The sequence below is a fragment of the Cytobacillus sp. NCCP-133 genome (genome assembly GCF_026011715.1).
Taxonomy (GTDB): domain Bacteria; phylum Bacillota; class Bacilli; order Bacillales; family Cytobacillaceae; genus Cytobacillus.
In genome coordinates this window covers 1-1600 of the sequence record NZ_BRVM01000051.1, presented here as the reverse complement: position 1 = coordinate 1600, position 1600 = coordinate 1, and the positions used below count along the sequence as shown (strand labels likewise).

The 1600-nt window shown below is 41.2% G+C and carries 1 protein-coding gene; it reads left to right on the top strand.

The window, feature by feature from the left end; translation table 11 throughout:
* On the top strand, window positions 1-1458 hold a 1458-nt coding region (locus tag NCCP133_RS21735; protein WP_309298102.1), incomplete at its 5' end, for an IS110 family transposase.
* Window positions 1459-1600 lie beyond the last annotated feature (142 nt).

Genomic DNA, 1600 nt, shown 5'->3' with positions numbered 1-1600 from the left:
ATCACAGAACTTCCAATTACTAAACCTCACCACAAGGAGTTGAAAACGATGGTATATACACCATTCAATCATATTCAAGGGAAAAACGGAAGTCGATGGGCTAAATTTATTCGGGAAACAGGAACTGATCATCTATTAATTGTGGCAATAGACGCAGCTAAGTTTACACATAAGGCAATGCTGAGTTCCTTTTATGGAGATATCTTGGTTCGACCGTTCGATTTTGATGCATCGATTTCTGGTCTTGAGTTGGTTAAGAAAAAGATAGGAGAAGTGATGAATGCTCATGACATAAAAGAAGTGGTTGTGGGCATTGAGACAACCGGTCATTATTACGAGGATCTGGTCCGTCGTTGCCATCAGGAGGGCTATCATGTGCGTGTGGTGAATGCAGCCACTACATCACAGGAAAGGCAAGCTCTTTTAAATTGGTCGAAGACAGACAATCTAGACTTGATGGCCATTGTCCAATCTATTATTCATGGGAGGGGGACTTCTAGTGAACTGCCATCTGGGTCGGTTCATGATTTGCAAAAATTAACACGTTCCCGCCGGGAGTTAGTTGATGAGCGAACAGCTACTCAAAATCTAGTTCGCGTCCATTTAGATCATGTATTTAGAGAAATGCAGGGAAAAAGTATATGGAAAAACGGAAAACGTGAATATGTAAAACCCTTTTCCAGCCTCTTTGGGAAAGCAGCTCGCTATCTAATGAGGCACCATCCACATCCCAGTGACATTCTGGAACTGGGAAAAGAAGGTCTCCGTGCACTTTCTATCCGCGAAAACCTGAAGCTGCGAGACCATTCGATTCAAATCCTTCTTGAGTTTGCCTCAAACTCTATATCTCGTTCCAAGGATAAGGTGGAGGCAGATATATTTCTATTAAATCAGAAACTGGATCGATTAGATTTATTAGACGAACAGATTCGGGTGCTTGAGAAAAAAATTGAAGAGATGTTTATTCAGACAGAAGGTGCTGTACTTCTTTCTGTACCTGGAATTGCCGTTAACACCGGGGCAGAATTATATGCGGAAATGGGAGACCTATCCGATTTTGATCATGCAGGGCAACTGATTAAGCTGGCAGGAACCAATCCTATTGTGAAACAATCTGGAGGAAAGAAGCCTTCACATTACAAGATCTCTAAACAGGGAAGGCGGACGTTTCGCAATGTCACCTACCAAGCAGGGAGATCACTTTCTGTAAATAATCCAGCAATGAAAGAAAAATATATAGCCTTAAAAGAGCGTGGAAAGCATCCAAATCAAGCCTATGTTGCAATAGGGAATAGAATGATTCGACTCGCCTTTTCCATGATTCGAAATCAAACCCTTTATCAAACGAACCAAGAAAATTATGTATTGTTAACCGAATTAAGAAAAAAACTGCGTGCAGCCAATGTCCAACTTTTTTATGATCGGTATGTTTTAGCGAATGCCCGTTCATCTGCTTAAGTAATTTGATTCATTTATGGATTAACGAAGCATGACTTAAATAAAAATGGAACTCCTCTAGGACGTTAGATCACATAGGAACATGGTGCCTGAGGCGAAAAGACCTCGCGGGTCAGCGTTATGGATCTTGTCCTTCAAATAC